A 17,970-nucleotide genomic window follows, 5' to 3' on the forward strand; every position below is an offset into this window, starting at 1 on the left:
GTACTGCAGGGGGGACCCTGTGGGAGAGTAGGACGCCGCCGAACAAATTTTGGGAAAACCCCCGCATCCACGGATGCGGGGGTTTTCTGCGTTCAAGAGCGGCTAGGCGGTCAGCAAGAGCGGTCAGAAGGTCACGTCCGCCGTGTTCACCGTTTCGCCCCGGCGGCCGGGTGCGTGCTGCCCGTTCCAGTAGAGGTTGGTGTGCGCGATCACCAGCTCGGGGGCGGGAGCGCCGTACTCGGTGGCGTCCTCCGTGGTGTGGGCGTCGCCGGCCAGCGTCGCGTCGTAGCCGCGGACGAGCGCGCCATGCAGCGTGGAGCGGACGCAGAAGTCGGTCTGGGCGCCCGTGACGACGACACGGCCCACCCGGTGCTCGGCCAGGACCGACTCCAGGTCGGTGTCCTCGAAGGAGTCCCGGTAGTTCTTGTGGACGAGGGGCTCGGTGTCGAGGCGCGTCAGCTCCGGTACGTACTCCCAGGCTTCACTGCCCCGCTTGAGTTCGTCGTCGTTGTGCTGCACCCAGACCACCGGCACGCCTTCCGCGCGGGCCTTGTCGATCAGGGTGTTGATGTTGGCGAGGACGCCGTCAAGGTTGTGGCAGCCCGACACGACGTCGTTCTGGACGTCGATGACGAGCAGTGCGGAATGCGGCCGATCGGGAAGCGTGGTCATGCGCCCACAGTAGAAGCTGCCGCTGACATGGGCGCCCCGTATATCGGGTGAGGGCCGGGGCCGGGGCGGCTACCGTTCCGTCATGAGTACTCAGACCCGTGCCGACTACATCGTGCGCGCCCTGCGCCCCGAGGAGTGGGCCGCCGCACGGCAGCTGCGCCTTGACGCGCTGCGGGACCCGGTCGCGCACATCGCCTTCCTGACGACGTACGAGGAGGCCGAGGCCCTCCCGGACTCCTTCTATCAGGAACGGGCCCTGCAGTCAGGTGAAGGGGCCACAGGGGCACGACAGTTCATCGCCGAGGCGCCGGACGGGGCCTGGGCCGGCACTGCCACGGTGCTCCTCGAGGAGCCCGGCGGCAAGGACTGGGCAGGGTACCCGGTCGACCGGCGACAGGGGCAGGTGGTCGGTGTGTTCGTCCGGCCCGAGCACCGCGGGCGCGGGCTGACCGAGGCGCTGCTCGATGCCGGCGCCGCCTGGGCGTGGGAGCAGAAGGCCGAGCGGATACGGCTGTTCGTGCACGAGAACAACACGAGGGCGCAGGCGGCCTATCGCAAGGCCGGATTCGTGCCCAGCGGAGTGGCCGTGACGTTCGCCAAGTTCGAGGCGGAGAAGGACCTGGAGTTCGTCCTGGAACGGTAGTTCCGGGACCGGTGGTTCCGGGACCGCGGGGTTCTCGGACCGGTCCCTTCCAGCCCGGACCGATCGATCGCTTCTAGACAGGTAGCTCCTGGTGGGGCCAGCGGGATTTCGCCTGTTCGCGGGAGCGGAGGAGGGCCAGGGTCGGCAGGCCCCGCTCGGTTCCGGCGGCCAGCAGGTCGGGGAGCTGGGGGATGGGGGCCACGGCCGCCACATCGTCCAGGACCAGGGTCAGTGGTGGGTCGAGCCGACCGGAGGATGACCGTTCGGCCATGCGCCGGCCGCGCTCGACCACGCTGGAGACGAGGGCCGTCAGCAGGGGCATCGCCCCTGGGTTGGTCCTGGGGTCCTCGATGGATTCACCGACCACATAAAGCGTGCCCCCTTCCTGGACGAAGGAATCCAGGGAGAGCGCATCAGTTCGGTTGGGGGTGCAGGCCTCGCGAATGTTGACCGTGAAGAGGGCGGAGAGGGCCCGGCTGGTCAACTCCTGGGCGATGTCGCGGCGTTCAGGGTGGGCGGTGAGCGCGGCCTCGAGTTCGCCGGCGGCGCCGGGGGCGGCTTTGGGATGGGTGCGGAGGGTGCGTACAGCGTCCTGGATCTGGGTGCCCTGGGACCAGCGGTGGACGTGGCGGATGGTGCGGTTCTCCAGGGCGGCGGCGTGGAGATAGCTCCTCAGGAGCGTTATCGCGGTGTCGGTGACCGCTTGGTCGATCCTGGCCGTGGGCTGGACGGGGCTGATGAGGGCCGTCGCCCTGTGCAGCGCGGTCTGCTTGTCCTCGCAGCCGGTGGTCGGGGACCAGTGGAGGCGGGCGGGGGTGTCGCAGAGGTGGGCGGGGTCGTAGAGGAGGGTGGGGCCCAGTTTGGCCCTGGCGTCCTTTGTCTCGGCCCAGAGGGCCGGGTTCGAGGTGAGGACGAGGGCGGGGCCCGGCGCGTCCTGGATCGCCTGGGTGGCGGTTTCCTGGCGGGCCGCGGGTGGTGCGTAGTGGACCGCGCCCTCGGCGCGGGGAGTTACCCAACCGGCGCCCCGGTTGCCGTCCGCCGGGAAGCGGCCGTTCGGCTGCTGCGGCTCGGGCTCCTGACGAGGCGTGGGTACCTCATGCTGCGTCTGCGTCTGCGTCTGCGTCTGCGTCTGGGGCTGCGTCTGGGGCTGGGGCTGGGCCTGGGCCTGGGGCTGTGCCTGGGCCTGGGGCGGGGGCTGGGGCAGGGGCTGCGGCTCCGGTGTCTGTTCCTGGGCCTGCGCTCTGTCGCGAGCACCCGCCCGCGCCCTCCCCTTCCCGGTGCCCCGCTGCGCTCTCCCCGCCCGCCACCGCGCCACCACGCCGATCACGAACACGGTCAGCACGAACAGGATCATCAGCTGGCCGATGAACAGGCCCCAGAACAGGCCCCAGCCGGAGAGCTGGTGCGCGGGGGTGTCGGGCCAGGCGCCGGCCAGGTCGTGCGGCTCGCCGATCAGGTGGCGCATGGCCGGCGGGGTGCGGGTGAAGGTGACGGCGTCGGGCCAGGCGCCCTTGGCGAAGTAGGCCGCCAGGCCCGTGGCCGTCCAGACCAGCACGGTCATGCCGATGAGGAAGGCGAGCAGGCCGATCAGCAGGCCGTCGGGGATGCCGCCCTGGCTCTCCCGGCCGCTGTCACGGCGGTCGTCCCGTCTCACGCTGTTCCCCCTACGCCACCGTCGACTCGGAGTCGCCCAGGTGCTGCTCGACGAAGGCCGCCGCCCGCTGTTCGGCCTCCAGCTCGGCCGCGTGCAGCGCGTCGTCGGCCGTCAGCTCGCTGGAGGACTCGGTCATCGCGCGGTCGGTGAAGACCAGGGGGCGTTCCGTCTCCGTGACCAGGTGTTTGACCACCTGGACGTTGCCGTTGACGTCCCAGACGGCGATGCCGGGGGTGAGGGTGGGGATGATCTCGACCGCCCAGCGCGGCAGACCGAGGACCCGTCCCGTCGCTCTCGCCTCGTCCGCCTTCTGGGCGTAGATCGTCCTGGTCGACGCCATCTTCAGGATCGCCGCCGCCTCCTTCGCGGCCGCGCCGTCCACCACGTCGGACAGGTGGTGGACGACCGCCACGAAGGACAGACCGAGCCGTCGGCCGAACTTCAGCAGCCGCTGGAACAGCTGGGCCACGAACGGGCTGTTGATGATGTGCCAGGCCTCTTCCACGAGGAAGATGCGCTTCTTGCGGTCGGGGCGGATCCAGGTGTGTTCCAGCCATACGCCGACGATCGCCATGAGGATCGGCATGGCGATGGAGTTGCGGTCGATGTGGGAGAGGTCGAAGACGATCAGCGGGGCGTCGAGGTCGATGCCGACCGTGGTCGGGCCGTCGAACATGCCGCGCAGGTCACCGTCGACCAGGCGGTCGATGACCAGGGCGACGTCGAGTCCCCACGCCCGTACGTCGTCTATGGCGACGTTCATCGCCTCGGCCGACTCCGGCTCGGGATGCCGCAGCTGCTCCACGATGTCGGTCAGGACCGGCTGGCGGTCCACGATCGTCTCGTTGACGTAGGAGTGGGCGACCTTGAGGGCGAAGCCGGAGCGTTCGTCCAGGCCGTGGCCCATCGCGACCTCGATGATCGTACGGAGCAGCGCGAGCTGGCCCGTGGTGGTGATCGAGGGGTCGAGCGGGTTGAGGCGGATGCCGTGGTTCAGGGCGGCCGTCGGGTCCAGCCGGATCGGCGTTATTCCCAGCTCCTCCGCGATCAGGTTCCATTCACCGACGCCGTCCTCGCCCTGTGCGTCCAGGACGACGACCTGGCGGTCCTTGAAGCGCAGCTGGCGCAGGACGTACGTCTTCTCCAGCGCGGACTTGCCGTTGCCGGACTCGCCGAGGACGAGCCAGTGGGGGGCCGGGAGCTGCTGGCCGTACAGCTGGAAGGGGTCGTAGATGTAGCCCTTCCCGGAGTACACCTCGCGGCCGATGATGACGCCGGAGTCGCCGAGGCCGGGCGCGGCGGTGGGCAGGTAGACCGCCTGGGCCTGGCCCGTGGAGGTGCGTACCGGCAGCCGGGTCGTCTCGACCTTCCCGAAGAGGAAGGACGTGAAGGCGTCGGTGAGGACGGACAGCGGATCCCGCATCGGCGAATCAGCCCCTACCTTCGGATGCCGGTGGCGAAGGGAAGTGTGTTCACGAAGGCCCGGTGGTGCTCGCGGTCGCACCACTCCAGCTTCAGATACGACTTGCCTGCGGAGGCCCTTATCGTGCGCTTGTCGCGGTTCAGGGCCTCCGGGGTGCGGGCGGAGACGGTGATGTAGCCGACCAGGTTGACGCCGGCGGCGCCGCTGGCGAGGTCCTCGCCGCGCTGGTCGAGGCGGTTGTGGGCGGCCACGTCGCGGGGGTCGACCGTCCGGTTCATCTTGGCGGCGCGGGAGGCCTCGGCCTCGTCGTTGGTCTTCTCGGTGAGCATCCGCTCGATGGCGATCTCGGTGGGTTCGAGGTCCATCGTCACGGCGACCGTGCGGATGACGTCAGGGGTGTGGACGAGCAGCGGGGCGAGGAAGTTGACGCCGACGGGGGTCATCGGCCACTCCTTCACCCAGGCCGTGGCATGGCACCAGGGGGCGCGGGTGGCCGACTCCCGGGTCTTGGCCTGGAGGTAGGTGGGCTCCATGGCGTTCAGCTCGGCCGGCCAGGCGTTGCGCTTCGTCATCGCCTGGATGTGGTCGATCGGGTGGTCGGGGTCGTACATGGAATGGATGAGGGAGGCGAGCCTGCCCTGCCCGAGGGGCTGGCGGACCCGCATGTCGGCCTCCTGGAGCCGCGAGCAGATGTCGGTCAGTTCGCGGGCCATGACGACGGCGAGTCCCGCGTCCCGGTCGAGCCGGCGCCCGGCCTGGGGCCGTGCGGCCCGCGCCATGGCCTGTGCCTCGGCGGCCAGTTCACGGGTGTAGTGCATGCAGGCGACCAGGTAGGCGCGGTGCTGCTCGCTGCTGGTGGACACCATCGACTGGAGCTGGTCGTACGACTGCTGGAGCCACGAGGGCGAGCGTTCGTCACCGCGCTGGGTGACGTCCTTGGCGTGGGCGTCGGGGTCGGCGGGCAGCGTACGGGCGAGCATCTGGATCCGGGTGACGAACCCGTCCCCGTTGGCGACGTGCTTGAGCAGCGTGCCGAACCGGTCGACGAGGGCCTCCTGGTCCTCGGAGTCGCGCAGGCCGACGCCCGGTCCCTCGATCTCGATCGCCGCCGTGACGGTCCTGCGGTCGGCGTGCAGCAGTACGGCGATCTCGTCCGGGCCGAACGGCGCGGCCAGCCAGCTGATCCGCCCGATGCCCGGCGGCGGCCCGATCTCGACCTCGCGCCCGTCCAGCCGGGTCCCGGCATCCACGGCGGAGGAGCGATAGACGGCGGCGCGCTTGACGGTGCGCTTGTACGAGCGGTTGATCTCGAACCACTTGTAGAAGGTGCGGCGCTTGTACGGCACGTACACGGCGGCGAGCGCGAGCATCGGAAAGCCCGTCAGCAGCACGATCCGCAGGGACAGGACCGGGACGAGGAGGCCGCACATCATGCCGAGGAACGCGCCCAGGACGATCAGCGCGATCTCGCCGGACTCTCGGTTCCGGCCGACGATCGCGTTCGGCCGGGCGCGGCCGATGAGATACGTACGGCGGGGCGTGACCGGATGGGACAGGTGGGACTCGGTCGTCAACGCCCTTCACCTCCCGTGCGGTTGCTGTTGCGGGTGTTGCCGGCGTGCGGGGTGTTGACCGGGCTGGGGGAGCGCGGCGCCGGGGTGGCGGGGGGAACTGCTGCGCCGCCGCCCTGCGGACTGCGGGTGCTGTGGGCGGCGACGCCGCCGGAGGCCGGGTTGGCCGGGCGCGGCCCGCTGCCGCCCTGGGCCTGCGCGCCGCCGCCCCCGCCCCCGCCGTTGTTGTCGGCGCGGGCGCTGTGCGTCTTGATGCCCTGGGCGACCATCGTGGCCGGGGAGCTGATGACCGCGGCGGCCTTGGCCTCCGCGCCCTGCATGATGCGGTTGCTGCGGGAGCCGGCGATCTCGTCGCCGAAGCCCGGGACGAAGCGGTAGATCGCGCCGCTGGCGAAGATGGCGAGCAGGATGATGGAGAGGCCGGAGACGACCGCGGAGAAGGCGTCCGGGCCGTTGTCGCCGGAGAGGGCGCCGGCCAGCCCCAGCACGATGACGATCACCGGCTTCACCAGGATCACCGCGATCATGATCCCGGCCCAGCGGCGGACGTGGCCCCACAGGTTCTTGTCCACCAGGCCCGCGTAGACGACGGTGCCGAGGAGGGCGCCGACGTAGAGCAGGGCGGCGCGGATGACGAGCTCCAGCCAGAGGATGCCGGCGGCGAGGATGCTGACCAGCGAGACGACGATCAGCATGATGGGGCCGCCGCCGATGTCGTTGCCCTTGCTGAGCGCGCCCGAGAACGTGCCGAAGAACGTGTCCGCCTGGTCGCCGGTCGCCTTCGCGAGGACGTCGGTCACACCGTCGGTGGCCGATACGACCGTGTACAGGATCAGCGGCGTGAACGCGGAGGCCAGCACCGTCAGCCAGAGAAAACCGACGGCCTCCGAGATGGCGGTCGTGAGCGGCACGCCGCGCACCGCGCGCTTGGCGACGGCCAGCAGCCACAGCAGGAGGGTCAGGATCGAGGAGGCCGCGAACACGACGGCGTACTGCTGCAGGAACTTCTCGTTCGTGAAGTCGACGGTCGCCGTCTCCTTCACCGCGTCACTGAGCTTCCCGATCGTCCAGGAAGCGGCGTCGGCACAGCCCTTGGCGAGGGAGGAGAGGGGGTCGAGGGTGTCGGTGAGGGGGTTGCTGGGGGTACCGGTGAGGCCGTTTTTGGAGCTGCCGTTGTCTTTTTCGCAGAACTGTTTGGCGGGGCCGACGATGAGGTCGCACTTGTTCGACGAGGGTGACGGTGTGGGTGCGGCGACGGCTCGGGTGGCCAGCAGGACGAGGCCACTCTGCACGGCGGTGACAACGGCGGTGGCCTTGAGTACGCGACGCGGGCTACCGGGCATAAGTGAAGCCTCCGTACTCCTCGACGGCCTTCGACATCTCGTCGGCGCTGGATGCCTTGTTGTCACCGGGGACGGGCGCGGGGCCGTCCTTCTGGGAGAAGCTGTCGACCTTCCAGTCGCCGTCCGACCAGCTCAGCTGAAGGGTCAGGGTGAACCAGTCGCTGGTGACGGGGTTGGTCGATCTGTCACCGGCGGTCCCGAACACACCGGTGCACCAGACCTCGACCGTTGCCGCGGTCCCCGAGTAGCTCGTGGTCTTGGTGCCGATCGGCGCGGTACGGGAGACGTAGGTCTGTCCGGCGGCAGCGTTGCCGTTGGCGTCCAGGCCGATGCTGCTCAGGAACTGTCGGCTGTACGCCTTGTCGAACTTGTCGGTCAGAGAGGCCTGCTGGTTGGCGACGAAGACCTGGCGGACGATCTCGTTGCGCCGCGCAGGCTTGAGGATGTCGGCCGAGACCAGCACCACGGAGTAGTTCGCGGCAGCGCTCTGCGCACCCCCCTCCGTGTGTGCGAAACCCGAAGGAATCCCCCCGCTCTTCGTCTCCACGGGACGTGACCCGCTGGCCGCCGTGGAGGAGCTTTTCGGTTGTTGCCCCTTGTCCGTCGAGCCGTCCGCGGACGAGTCCCCTCTGTTCGCGAAGGCGATCGCCGCGATGAGGAGGACGACCACGCCGACGACGGTGATCAGGCCCCGGGAGGAGGAGCGTCCGGGGCGGCGGGGTGCGCCGCCGTAGGGGTCGCCGCCGGGCAGGTGGGTCCGGGTCTGGCCGGTTTCGGTGTAGCCCTGCTCGTCTCCGGGATTCATGCCGCGTACGCCCCCTCCACCTCGTAGACATACGACGGTAGCCGTGCTGGTTCCCGCGCGGGCGCGGTGTGGTGACTCGACATCAGGGAAACGCAACCTCAGCCGGTGGGCACGACGGGTGGGTGGGGTGGAGGGGACGGGAACCGGGCGTGCCCGGGCGGGGACAGGAGAGGAGGGCTAGACCGCCATGCCGTACACGATCGTGAAGAGTGTGCCGAGGGATCCGATGATGAAGACCCCGGTGAGGCCGGCGATGATGAGGCCCTTGCCCTGCTCCGCGCTGAAGGTGTCGCGCAGGGCGGTCGCGCCGATGCGCTGCTTGGCCGCGCCCCAGACCGCGATGCCGAGACAGAGCAGGATGGCGACGGCCATCACCACCTCGATCATCACCTTGGCTTCGTTGCCCAGGCTGCCGAAGGGGCCCCAGTCCGGAGCGATCCCGCCGATGATGGTGTTGATGTCTCCCTTGTCGGCCGCAAAGAGCATGTAAGTCACCGCCCCTGGTGGGTAGTTCCGCATGACCCCTGCCGTGTGCAGAGGTCAGCCCTCATTCTCGCCGACAACGTCGCTGTCGTATGTCGACTTGACGTCATTGGCTGGCGGGTTTCGTACGAATCCTTGGCACGGTCACTCTGTGTATCACGGCAGGTCACGCCGGGCAACGAGGCCGGTGCGAAACCCGTCACGTGGTTACGTCGTTGACCTCTCTTACGCCCTGGCACGGCTTCTGACGGCTGGTCGGGTGAGGCGTCGGGACGATGTTCTCACGGGGTTCTCACGAGCAGGGAAAACGGGCCGCGGCCGGATGCCGTGGCCCGTCTTCCTTCCCGCGCCGCCCCGAGGGGACCCCACGTCCCCCTGCGGTGGCGGCTCCCCGTGACCCGACGGGGGTCGGGCGGCGCCGAGTACGGCGGCCCGCGACCAATGTCGCCTGTCGGGTGGGCGGCAGCCAGGGAGCTTTCGGAGTTCTGACTCCCGCCTTACTGGAGGGGGTTGCCGGCTTACCTCTCGATGGCGAGCGGATGGCGGTGTGCTGGGCGGAACTTGACCGGAAACACGGGGTGCGCACAGGCGCACCGAAGGGGCGCGGCCGCTCAGCGGGGCTTGAGGCCGTGCAGGATCAGATGGACATGCTCGTCCAGCCCGGCCAGGGCCTCGCTCGCATCCAGTGCGCAGCTGGTGATGAGGGCGGCGAGGCCGTGCAGGCTCGACGTGGCGACCATGGCGATCCGCTCGGGATCGCCCTCGACGATCTCGCCCCGTTCCTGCGCCTCGGTGAACATGCGGGTGAGGCCGGTGAGGGACTGGTCGACGGCCGCCGTGAGCTGGGCGGAGCTGTCGGGGTCGTGCTTGCGCGCGAACATCAGCTCCAGCAGTTCCGGGTTCTCGACGGCGAAACCGAGGTAGGCGCGTGCGAGCGCGGTCATGCGCTCCTCGAAGGTCGGGTCCGTGAGGGCGGTGGCCGCGGCGAGGCCCTGGTTGAGGCGCTCGTACCCGTCCAGTGCGAGGGCGTCCAGCAGCGCCTGCTTGTCCTTGAAGTGCCGGCCCGGGGCCGCGTGGCTCACGCCTATGTCACGGGCCAGTTCGCGCAGCGACAGCGCGCCGGCCCCCTTCTCGCGCAGGGTGCGCTCGGCGCTCTTGAGGAGGGCGGCGCGCAGGTCTCCGTGGTGATAGGGGCGGCTCGTCGGGATGCGCGGCATGGGCCCCATCGTAACGTGATGTTGTCGTTGACAGCATTGTTGTCGATGCCTACATTGAGGCTATGGCTGATACGAGCGGTGCGCGCCGTGCGCGCAAATGGAACGCGACCGACCTTCCCGACCTGACCGGCCGCACGGCCGTGGTCACCGGAGCCAACAGCGGCCTCGGCCTCGCCACCGCCGAGGCGCTGGCGCGGTCCGGGGCGCATGTGGTGTTCGCCGTACGGGACCCCGCGCGCGGCGGTGCGGCGGCGGCGCGGGTGGGCGGCAGCACGGAGGTGCGCCGCCTGGACCTGGCGGACCTGGACTCGGTGCGGGAGTTCGCCGCCTCCTGGGACCGCCGCCCGCTGGACCTGCTGATCAACAACGCCGGCGTGATGATGCTGCCCGAGCAGCGCACCAAGCAGGGCTTCGAGATGCAGTTCGGCACGAACCACCTCGGGCACTTCGCCCTCACCAACCTGCTGCTGCCGTACGTCACCGACCGGGTGGTGACGGTCTCCTCCGGCCTCCACCGCGGCGGCGACGGGGTGGTGCACTTCGACGACGTGAACCTGCGGGGCCGTTACTCCCCGACCCGCGCCTACGCCCAGTCCAAGCTGGCCAACCTCCTGTTCACGCTGGAACTCCAGCGCCGGCTGGCCGAGGCAGGCTCGCCGGTGCGCGCCCTGGCGGCCCACCCCGGCTACGCGGCCACCAACCTGCAGAGCCACGCCGCGAACCCCCTCGCGCGGGCCTTCATGGTCGTCGGCAACAAGCTCTTCGCCCAGGAGGACAAGGCCGGCGCCCTCCCCACCCTCTACGCCGCCACCCAGGACCTCCCGGGCGCGGCCTACGTCGGCCCCGACGGCCTCGGCGGGATGCGCGGCGCTCCGACCCTGGTCGGCCGCAGCGCGGCGGCGAGCGACCCGGAGGCGGCGCGGCGGCTGTGGACGCTGTCGGAGGAGATGACCGGGGTGCAGTGGGGGCTCGCGGCGGGGGCTGCTCCGGGTGCGCCGGGGGCTGCCGAACGGTTCTGAGCCGGGTGCGGCGGGCATCCCGGCATCCGGGGCAGGGGCGGGCGGCGGGCCGAGGCAGGAATCCGGTCCTCCCGGTCCTCCCGGTCCGTACCGGGTTTACCCCGCAGTAGAAATTGACCCGTGCACAGCCGCTGACCTCCGCACCCTTGCCGGATACGGTGACCCCTCATGGACGAAGAGGAGCGGGGATGAGCGGCGACACCGGCATCGCGCAGCCGTACGTCCCTGCCGAGTCGTACGTCCCCGCCGGGCGGGACGCCCCTGCCGGGCCGGACGCCCCTGCCGGGCCGGACGCACCTGCCGAGTCGTACGCCCGTGCCCTGCCGGGCGTGCCCGCCCAGCCGGGCCCGCGCGCCGACCATCTCCGCGCCACCCCCGCGAACATCCCTGTGCGCACCCCCGTGACCCCGCCGGTGAGTTTCCGTCTCACCGGCCGCACGGCGCTGGTGACCTGCTCGGTGCGCGGGATCGGGTTGGAGATGGCGCGGGCACTGGCCGGGGCCGGGGCGAAGGTCGTGCTCAACGGCCGTGATCAGGCGGCCCTCGACGCCGTGGCGGCGCGCCTGCGGGGCGAGGGGTACGACATCCTCACGGCAGCCTTCGACGTCACCGACCGGGAGGCCGCCGAGGCGGCGGTGAGCCGGCTCGGCACCGTCGACGTCCTGGTGAACAACGTGGGCGACGACGACCGGCGCGACGTGGGCGAGATGACCCCGGACGAGCTGTCCGGGGTGCTCGGTGTCCGCCTGGCCTCGGCGTACGCCCTGAGCCAGACCGTGGCCCGGGGCCTGGCCGCCCGGGGCACGCCGGGCCGCATCATCAACGTCTCCTCGGTCGTCGGCCGGCTGGGCCGCACCGGAGACGTCGCCTACGCGACCGCCAAGGCGGGGCTGGACGGTCTGACCCGGGCCCTGGCCGCAGACCTCGGCCCGAGCGGTACGACGGTCAACTCGGTGGCGCCCGGCACCTTCGCCACCGACGTCGAGGCCGACGTCGAGGCCGACGTCGCGGGCGAGACCAAGGCCGACGTCGCGACCGAGGGTGCGGCCGGCACCGAGGCCGCCGAGGATCCCGAGTGGGCGCACTGGCTGCGCACCCGTACCGCGCTGGGCCGCTGGGGCCGTCCGGGCGAGATCGCCGGGATCGTCGTGTTCCTGGCGAGCGAGGCGGCCTCCTTCATCACCGGGCAGACCATCGCGGTGGACGGCGGGATGACCACGACGTTCTGACCGGCGCCCCCCGGACGGGCCGCGTGGGGAGGCGGCGGAACGGGCCGCACAGTACGGTGGACCCGGCCTGGGCCGTACGGGCGACGCCCCGGGCGAGAGAGCGGTTCACAGGAAAAAATCAGTGAAGTCGGGACGGGTTTCTCACCTTTGTGCGACAGAGTGAGGACTGATGAAGCGCATCTCACGCATCTCGGTCACCTCGCGTCCCGCGCTGCTCTGCGCGGTGGTGATGCTCGCCCTCACGTCGGCGTCCGTGGCCTCTGCCGATGACGGGCCCGGGCCCCTCGGGGTCACCGCCCTGGCCGCCAGGACCGCGCGGAGCGTGCCGGTGGGCGCGCTGTTCGGCGCGGACCGGGCCGGCAACATGACCGGCGGACACTTCTGCACCGCCTCGGTCGTGCACAGTCCGGGCCGCGACCTCATCGTCACCGCCGCGCACTGTGTCGACGGCGTCGACGGCGACCTGGTGTTCGCACCGGGCTACCGGGACGGCAAGGCGCCGTACGGGGAGTGGAAGGTCGGGCAGCGGATCCTGCCCGACGGGTGGGCGCGCGACCAGGACGAGGACAGCGACATCGCGTTCGCCGTCGTCGACGCACGGGGCGGCCGGCGGATCGAGGACGTCGTCGGAGCGCATCGCTTCGTCCCCGGAGTGGCCACCGGCGCCACCGCCGTCACCGTCATCGGCTACCCCGACAGCCGCGAGACCCCCATCAGCTGCACCAACAAGCCGTCCCCGCACAGCGCCACCCAACAGCGCATCGACTGCCCCGAGTTCACCAGCGGCACCAGCGGCAGCCCCTGGATCAACGGCGACGGTCAGGTGGTCGGCATCCTCGGCGGCCACGAACAGGGCGGCTCGACCGACGACGTGTCGTACAGCGTGGTGCTGGGGAAAGAGGCGGCGGAGCTGTACCGGGACGCGACGGCCGGTTCCTGAGAGGTCGCGGCCTCGACACCGTCGCGTCAGGGATCGTCGGTCCTCGGCCGGCCGCCGCGCACCGTTCCCGAGGGGGGCGGTGAACTCTCCTGTGCCGGCCGGACACCTGCTGATCATCCATCAGTCGACCCGCCGGGCCGGCGCGCTTCGTGGCGCGACCCTCACGCGGCCCTCGCGCGACCCTTGAGCAATACATAAATCAATCATTCGCTTGACAGGTCTGCGCCGTCGTCCATATCTTCAAGCGAGCGATTGATTTAAGAAGCGCCGGCACGCGACGGCGCGCCACCGTCTTGATGGATCCCGGATCCCGGATCCCGGACCCCGAGAACCAACCTGGAGGAACACGACATGAAGCTCGGATGGAAGACGATCATCGCCACGGCCGCCGTCGCGAGCCTGGGCGGTCTCGGCATCGCCGCGGTGCCGTCACAGGCGGCGAGCCCCGTCGCCCCCACCGCGCACGTCCGCACCGCCGGCGACGCGGAGGCCCGCCCGGCCCTGACTCCCCGCCAGCTGTCGGAACTGCCCCTCACCGACCGCCACCTGACCCCGCGCGAGACGGCCAACCTCGCCGTCGTCCTGAACGCGTACCACGTGGCGGAGGGCAAGAGCCTGGACCCCGACGCGTTCGTCGACGGCTTCGCCGAGGACGGCGTCTTCAACGACATGGTCGCCGGTCAGGCCTACCGGGGTAAGGCGCTCGGCGAGGTACCGCGCTACATGGCCAACCTCTTCCCCGACGTCCATCGGGACCTCAAGCGCATCACCGTGAGCGGCGACGAGGTCAGCATCGAGCTGTCGATCCAGGGCACGTTCGAAGGGCCGCTGCGGACGCCCGCCGGCACCGTCAAGCCGACCGGCGCGAGGGTCGACGCACCGACCGCCGACTTCTGGTACCTGCACAACGGCAAGGTCGAGCAGTTCAACTGCTACGTCGGCTACACGAAGATGTACTCCGACATGGGCGTGAACCTCGACTGGGCCTCGGCGGTCGCCAAGGGCTGAGCCAGACCCCGGAGGGCTGTCCGGCCGAGGGCCGGGCGGCCCCTTCCGTTGTCCCGCAGCCGCAGCCGCAGCCGCAGCCGCAGCCGCAGCCGCAGCCGGGGGCGTAGTGCCGGGTGTCACCCGTGAAATGACGCCACATCACGAGGAAAGTGCATTGAACCGCTCTGGCATGGGGGAAAGTTGAACCGTGCGGAAGGTATGGGTGGTCGGTGGGGCGGCGGTCGGGCTCGGGACGGCGTTCGTCGCGCTGCTCGTCGTGGGGGTGTACGTCGTCGCCGGGAATCTGGTGAACGGGGTCACCTCGGGCGGCCGGGGTCTCGCCAAGGGGGCGGTGCCGGCCGCGTACAAGCCACTTGTGCAGGAGTGGGGGAATCTGTGCCCGGCCCTCACCCCGGCGCTGCTCGCGGCCCAGCTGTACCAGGAAAGTGGCTGGAATCCGACGGTCGTCAGCCCTGCCGACGCGCGCGGTATCGCCCAGTTCATCCCGGGCACCTGGGCCACGCACGGCATCGACGGCAACGGTGACGGCAAGCGCGACATCTGGGATCCGCAGGACGCGATCCCGTCGGCGGCGTCGTACGACTGCGAACTGGCGAAGTACGTCAAGGACGTTCCGGGGAACGTCGGCGACAACATGCTCGCCGCGTACAACGCGGGTGCCTACCGGGTCATAAGGGCGGGCGGCGTTCCCGCCATCAGCGAGACGCAGAACTACGTGAAGCGGATCCGCTCCCTGGAGCAGAGCTTCGCCGCGCCGGTCAGCCGGCTCGACCCCACCCGACAGGCCGCCGGAGCCATCGGGTTCGCGCAGAAGAAGCTCGGCACGCCCTATCTGTGGGGTGGCAACGGCACCGCCGACCAGGGCGGGCGCTTCGACTGCTCGGGGCTGACCAAGGCGGCGTACGAGAACGTGGGGATCCAGCTGCCCCGCGTGGCCAACGACCAGTACAACGCAGGCCCGCACCCCTCCCGGGACGAACTGCTCCCCGGGGACCTCGTGTTCTTCTCCCACGACCCGGCCGACTCCCGGGCCATCCACCACGTCGGGATCTACGTGGGCGGCGGCTACATGATCGACGCGCCGCGCACGGGCGCCGTGATCCGGTTCGACCCCATCGACACCGGCGAGTACTTCGGTGCCACCCGGGTCACCGCGGATGGCGCAAAAGCGCTCCCCACCAAGGTGTGAACCGAGCGTGAACCTACCCCCTGAGCTGCGATGATTCGTCTCTCTTCGATAACGTCTGAGTGATCGTTCAGTGGATTGTGGAACGTATGCATGAGTGCTGTGCGTTCCTGGACACGTAGCCGAGCGGACGTCAGTACGCCAGTGCAGCGGAAGCGGATCTACGAACCACGGGGGGCTGGAGCGACGCACACGAGGTGCGTCCGGGAAGACGACGAAGGGGCCGCAGCACGATGGCTGTACTCGCCGAATCCGGATCGAACCCCGACGTCGACCTGCTGTACGACATCAACGGCCTGGCCAAGGACGCGCCGCGCTGGCTCGACCGGGTCATGGAGTTCGTCGGTGAGTACGGACTGCTGCTCGCCATGGTGCTGCTCGTGCTGTGGTGCTGGTGGACCGTGCGGCGCCGGGGCGGGCCGGACGCGGCGTCCTCGGTTGCCGCGCTGCTCTGGGCGCCGCTCGCGGCGGGCATCGCGGTCCTGGTGAACGTGCCGATCCGCGGCTTCGTCGAACGCCCCCGCCCCTTCGTCGATCACCAGGGCCTCGCGGTCCTCGTCACCGGCAAGAACGACTTCTCCTTCGTCAGCGACCACGCCACGATCACCATGGCCCTCGGTGTCGGCCTCTTCGTCGCCGACCGCCGCTTCGGTGTCGCGGGCATCGGGCTCGCCCTGCTGGAGGGCTTCTGCCGCGTCTACATGGGAGTCCACTACCCGACGGACGTCGTCGGCGGCTTCGCCCTCGGCACCGCGGTCGCCCTGCTCCTCTCTCCCCTGGCGAGCGCCCTGCTCACCCCGCTGACGAAGGCCGTGGAGCGCTCCCCGCGCGCGGGCTGGATCGTCCGCCGCGGCTCCTCGTCCGCCCCGGAGGAGAAGGACGGCCTGGTTCCCGGCCCCCGCCCGTGCGCGGAGTCCGACGAGAAGGACCTGGCCGCGTAGCCCCCGTAGGTCCCCTTCCTATTCCTACAGCCCCTGCCCGTAAGAGAAGAACCGCTCCGGGTCGTACTTCTTCTTCACCGTGGCCAGCCGCCCCGCCGCGTCCCCGTAGTACGCCTTCCGCCAGTCCTTCAGCGTGGGATCGGTGTAGTTCTGGTACGCCGCGCCGGAGGCGTACGGCTTCATCGCGTCGTGCGCCGACGTCAGCCAGGACTGGGCCGAGCTGCCGGAGGCCCCCGCCCCCCAGGACGCGATGTACTGCGCCAGCATCCGCGAGCGGCGGTGGACGAAGGCCGTCGCCGTAGGGGAGACCCGGTTGACCGCGCCGCCGAGCGCGGTGAGCGCGATGCTGCCGGCGCCGCCGCGGACCGAGCCGATCTGCCGGAGCAGGGTCTGGATGCCCGCCGCGGACAGCGAGCGGTCGAAGAAGTCGGACCGGGCGGCGTAGGTCTCGCGGCCCAGCCTGCCCTGTGGGGAGCGGCCGGGGGTGGAGCCGGGCAGATGACACTGGGCGTCGGTGGAGAAGGAGGAGCAGCCGGCGTAGATCTCCATCGCCTCCTCGTAGCCCCGGCGGCGCAGGGACACGGAGCGCGCGTCGGCGCCGGCCATGTGTGCCAGCCGGTCCACCGCGTTCTGGAGTTCGCCGTAGGTGCCCAGCGAGAAGCAGGCCACGGAGATCGTCGGTGTGCCGCCCGGGGTGCCGGCCAGGTGCAGGGAGGACCAGATCTCGTCCGGCTGGGAGGGGCCCCACTCCTGCCAGGCCTTGATCAGCGCGGCCGCCTTGGACCAGGACCACGTCATGTACGCGGTCACTGCCTGCGGTGCCGGGTGGGTCGTGAACCGCAGCTCGGTGACGACGCCGAAGTTTCCGTTGCCGGCGCCGCGCAGTGCCCAGAAGAGGCCGGAGTGGGAGGTGGCGTTCGCGGTGACCTGGGTGCCGTCGGCGGTGACGACCGTCGCCTGGGTGAGGCTGTCGCAGGTCAGGCCGTAGGCGCGGGAGGCGACGCCGTGGCCGCCGCCGAGGACCAGGCCCGAGACGCCGACGGTGGGGCAGGAGCCGGCGGGTATGGTCACGCCCTTCGCGGCCAGCGCCCGGTAGACGTCGATCAGCTTGGAGCCGGCGCCGACCACCGCCTGCCCGCCGCTCACCCGGATCCGGTTCAGTTTGGACACGTCGAGGATCAGCCGGCCGTCGCCGGAGGAGTAGCCCGCGTAGGAGTGGCCGCCGTTGCGTATCGCCACCTTGATCCGGCGGGCGTGGGCGTACGCCAGGGTCGTACGGATGTCGGCCGGGTGGGCCACGTAGGCGACCGCGGCGGGCTTCAGTCCGTCGAAGCGGGTGTTGTACAGCTGGTGGGCCGTCTTCCAGGAGGCCTCGCCGGGGCGGACGAGTATGCCGTCCAGGTCGCGGGCGAGGGCCGCCCAGTCCGACGCGGCGGCCTGACTGGTGGTCTTCAGCGCTGTACCGGAGGATGAAAGCGTCGTCGCCGACGACCCGGCGGACGTTCCCGATCCCGAGCTGCACGCGGTCAACGCGGTCGCGGCCAGCGCGGCCGCGCCGCCCGACATGAACGTACGCCGTTCCATATCCGTCGCCCTTCCTCGGCATTCGTGGAACGAGACGACGCCGCGCGCACAGGAGTTCCATCGACAGGAGAACGATCGTCGAACACGCGTCAGCGAGTACCGAGTACGTGTCCGCGTCACCCCGCGTTCGGGATCTGGGCGTGCTCTACCCGTGAGCATTCCGTGACCTCACCGGGCCGATGGCAGGGGTTCACTCTCCGTTCACTTTCGGCCATTGGTCGCTTCATCTGTCGTGCCTAATTTCGGCCGTAC

16 protein-coding genes are annotated in these 17,970 nt (G+C 70.5%); 7 read left to right on the forward strand and 9 right to left on the reverse strand.

Translation table 11 applies throughout. The annotated features are described in order from the left end of the window. Positions 1-123: 123 nt before the first annotated feature. A complete protein-coding gene (locus tag ACWD5D_RS28475) occupies positions 124-672 on the reverse strand; it encodes a cysteine hydrolase family protein (protein WP_451375610.1) in 549 nt (182 codons plus the stop codon). 82 nt (positions 673-754) lie between these two features. Between ACWD5D_RS28475 and ACWD5D_RS28480 the strand changes: the two genes are divergently transcribed. Next, entirely contained in the window at positions 755-1,315 is a 561-nt protein-coding gene (locus ACWD5D_RS28480; protein ID WP_451375611.1) for a GNAT family N-acetyltransferase, read from the forward strand. A gap of 73 nt (positions 1,316-1,388) precedes the next feature. Here ACWD5D_RS28480 and ACWD5D_RS28485 read toward each other — a convergent pair whose 3' ends face one another. The 7 genes from ACWD5D_RS28485 to ACWD5D_RS28515 form a co-directional block, all read right to left on the reverse strand. Further along, entirely contained in the window at positions 1,389-2,969 is a 1,581-nt protein-coding gene (locus tag ACWD5D_RS28485; RefSeq protein ID WP_451375612.1) for a type IV secretory system conjugative DNA transfer family protein, read from the reverse strand. Between the two features lie 10 nt (positions 2,970-2,979). After that, complete coding sequence (locus tag ACWD5D_RS28490) at positions 2,980-4,392, reverse strand: ATP-binding protein (RefSeq protein WP_451375613.1); 1,413 nt, start codon at positions 4,390-4,392, stop codon at positions 2,980-2,982. Between the two features lie 14 nt (positions 4,393-4,406). Further along, a complete protein-coding gene (locus ACWD5D_RS28495; RefSeq protein WP_451375614.1) occupies positions 4,407-5,966 on the reverse strand; it encodes an SCO6880 family protein in 1,560 nt (519 codons plus the stop codon). After that, complete coding sequence (locus ACWD5D_RS28500; protein WP_451375615.1) at positions 5,963-7,306, reverse strand: hypothetical protein; 1,344 nt, start codon at positions 7,304-7,306, stop codon at positions 5,963-5,965. The genes ACWD5D_RS28495 and ACWD5D_RS28500 overlap by 4 nt, the downstream gene beginning before the upstream one ends. Then, the gene (locus tag ACWD5D_RS28505) at positions 7,296-8,111 is read right to left on the reverse strand and encodes a hypothetical protein (RefSeq protein ID WP_451375616.1); all 816 of its coding nucleotides are present in this window, start codon (positions 8,109-8,111) and stop codon (positions 7,296-7,298) included. The genes ACWD5D_RS28500 and ACWD5D_RS28505 overlap by 11 nt, the downstream gene beginning before the upstream one ends. Positions 8,112-8,288: 177 nt before the next feature. Next, positions 8,289-8,597 (reverse strand): hypothetical protein, encoded by a 309-nt coding sequence (locus ACWD5D_RS28510; protein WP_014673544.1) that lies wholly within the window; start codon positions 8,595-8,597, stop codon positions 8,289-8,291. A gap of 608 nt (positions 8,598-9,205) precedes the next feature. Beyond that, a complete protein-coding gene (locus ACWD5D_RS28515; RefSeq protein WP_451375617.1) occupies positions 9,206-9,811 on the reverse strand; it encodes a TetR/AcrR family transcriptional regulator in 606 nt (201 codons plus the stop codon). Between the two features lie 62 nt (positions 9,812-9,873). Here ACWD5D_RS28515 and ACWD5D_RS28520 point away from each other — a divergent pair, with 62 nt between their 5' ends. From ACWD5D_RS28520 to ACWD5D_RS28545, 6 genes are all read left to right on the forward strand, one after another. After that, entirely contained in the window at positions 9,874-10,830 is a 957-nt protein-coding gene (locus ACWD5D_RS28520) for an oxidoreductase (RefSeq protein ID WP_451375618.1), read from the forward strand. A gap of 188 nt (positions 10,831-11,018) precedes the next feature. Further along, positions 11,019-12,059 (forward strand): SDR family oxidoreductase, encoded by a 1,041-nt coding sequence (locus ACWD5D_RS28525; RefSeq protein WP_451375619.1) that lies wholly within the window; start codon positions 11,019-11,021, stop codon positions 12,057-12,059. A 169-nt stretch (positions 12,060-12,228) separates the two neighbouring features. Beyond that, on the forward strand, positions 12,229-12,999 hold the full coding sequence (locus ACWD5D_RS28530) for a trypsin-like serine peptidase (protein ID WP_451375620.1): 771 nt from the start codon (positions 12,229-12,231) through the stop codon (positions 12,997-12,999). A 351-nt stretch (positions 13,000-13,350) separates the two neighbouring features. After that, complete coding sequence (locus ACWD5D_RS28535; RefSeq protein WP_451375621.1) at positions 13,351-14,007, forward strand: nuclear transport factor 2 family protein; 657 nt, start codon at positions 13,351-13,353, stop codon at positions 14,005-14,007. 187 nt (positions 14,008-14,194) lie between these two features. Beyond that, positions 14,195-15,196, forward strand: a complete 1,002-nt coding sequence (locus ACWD5D_RS28540; RefSeq protein WP_451375622.1) for a C40 family peptidase — start codon at positions 14,195-14,197, stop codon at positions 15,194-15,196. A 230-nt stretch (positions 15,197-15,426) separates the two neighbouring features. Further along, positions 15,427-16,134: a phosphatase PAP2 family protein gene (locus tag ACWD5D_RS28545; protein ID WP_451375623.1), complete on the forward strand. Its 708-nt coding sequence runs from the start codon at positions 15,427-15,429 to the stop codon at positions 16,132-16,134. Between the two features lie 24 nt (positions 16,135-16,158). On the opposite strand, the gene ACWD5D_RS28550 is transcribed toward ACWD5D_RS28545, so the two are convergent. Continuing rightward, positions 16,159-17,718 (reverse strand): FAD-binding oxidoreductase, encoded by a 1,560-nt coding sequence (locus tag ACWD5D_RS28550; RefSeq protein WP_451375624.1) that lies wholly within the window; start codon positions 17,716-17,718, stop codon positions 16,159-16,161. Positions 17,719-17,970 lie beyond the last annotated feature (252 nt).

The organism is Streptomyces sp. NPDC002520 (assembly GCF_053595235.1).

What these genes read in the sequence shown, in the direction of transcription:
- ACWD5D_RS28475 (WP_451375610.1), bottom strand. Translation starts at nt 672, where the DNA reads ATGACCACGCTTCCCGATCGGCCGCATTCCGCACTGCTCGTCATCGAC.
- ACWD5D_RS28480 (WP_451375611.1), top strand. Translation starts at nt 755, where the DNA reads ATGAGTACTCAGACCCGTGCCGACTACATCGTGCGCGCCCTGCGCCCC.
- ACWD5D_RS28490 (WP_451375613.1), bottom strand. Translation starts at nt 4,392, where the DNA reads ATGCGGGATCCGCTGTCCGTCCTCACCGACGCCTTCACGTCCTTCCTC.
- ACWD5D_RS28500 (WP_451375615.1), bottom strand. Translation starts at nt 7,306, where the DNA reads ATGCCCGGTAGCCCGCGTCGCGTACTCAAGGCCACCGCCGTTGTCACC.
- ACWD5D_RS28505 (WP_451375616.1), bottom strand. Translation starts at nt 8,111, where the DNA reads ATGAATCCCGGAGACGAGCAGGGCTACACCGAAACCGGCCAGACCCGG.
- ACWD5D_RS28510 (WP_014673544.1), bottom strand. Translation starts at nt 8,597, where the DNA reads ATGCTCTTTGCGGCCGACAAGGGAGACATCAACACCATCATCGGCGGG.
- ACWD5D_RS28515 (WP_451375617.1), bottom strand. Translation starts at nt 9,811, where the DNA reads ATGCCGCGCATCCCGACGAGCCGCCCCTATCACCACGGAGACCTGCGC.
- ACWD5D_RS28520 (WP_451375618.1), top strand. Translation starts at nt 9,874, where the DNA reads ATGGCTGATACGAGCGGTGCGCGCCGTGCGCGCAAATGGAACGCGACC.
- ACWD5D_RS28525 (WP_451375619.1), top strand. Translation starts at nt 11,019, where the DNA reads ATGAGCGGCGACACCGGCATCGCGCAGCCGTACGTCCCTGCCGAGTCG.
- ACWD5D_RS28530 (WP_451375620.1), top strand. Translation starts at nt 12,229, where the DNA reads ATGAAGCGCATCTCACGCATCTCGGTCACCTCGCGTCCCGCGCTGCTC.
- ACWD5D_RS28535 (WP_451375621.1), top strand. Translation starts at nt 13,351, where the DNA reads ATGAAGCTCGGATGGAAGACGATCATCGCCACGGCCGCCGTCGCGAGC.
- ACWD5D_RS28545 (WP_451375623.1), top strand. Translation starts at nt 15,427, where the DNA reads ATGGCTGTACTCGCCGAATCCGGATCGAACCCCGACGTCGACCTGCTG.
- ACWD5D_RS28550 (WP_451375624.1), bottom strand. Translation starts at nt 17,718, where the DNA reads ATGGAACGGCGTACGTTCATGTCGGGCGGCGCGGCCGCGCTGGCCGCG.